The organism is Oceanisphaera ostreae, from assembly GCF_042676125.1.
In the GTDB taxonomy this organism is placed as follows: Bacteria; Pseudomonadota; Gammaproteobacteria; order Enterobacterales; family Aeromonadaceae; genus Oceanimonas; species Oceanimonas ostreae.
On the sequence record NZ_JBHTJS010000023.1, the window covers coordinates 1 to 537 of the forward strand.

The window sequence follows — 537 nt, forward strand, 5'->3', positions numbered from 1 at the left end:
ACACTTGCGTATCAAGAACTACAAATTATTTCTATCAGCTTTCCAGATTGTTAAAGAGCGTGACTTCGTTAGAAATCAAAGTGATAAACTGACCAGCAGTGTATGTCTTTGACGTCTTTTCGACTTTGGTTTGTATTTGTGTAGTAAACTAAATGGTGGAGCTATGCGGGATCGAACCGCAGACCTCCTGCGTGCAAGGCAGGCGCTCTCCCAGCTGAGCTATAGCCCCATTTAGTTCTTAGCTTTTTTCAGCGCTACACTATAACTAACTGCATAGTGTTTAGCTTTACACCAAATCTTGTTCAGGCAAGGCAAAGCGTGGCGACGTTTAGTTCGCTAAACGAGTCGCGCTTTAACGCAGCATGACGAGATTTGGTGGGTCTGGGTGGATTTGAACCACCGACCTCACCCTTATCAGGGGTGCGCTCTAACCAACTGAGCTACAGACCCAAACCTTTTTTTACCCTAATTAAATGGTTAAAACCATCTATCTGAGGGCAAAAAATCGCACCAGCTTGCGCCCATGCGATTAAGTCA

Annotated in this window: 2 tRNA genes; both read right to left on the reverse strand. The window is 44.9% G+C overall.

What is annotated here, in order from left to right:
* Positions 1-153 precede the first annotated feature (153 nt).
* A tRNA-Ala gene (locus ACFQ1C_RS06125) sits at positions 154-229 on the reverse strand.
* Between the two features lie 144 nt (positions 230-373).
* A tRNA-Ile gene (locus ACFQ1C_RS06130) sits at positions 374-450 on the reverse strand.
* Positions 451-537 lie beyond the last annotated feature (87 nt).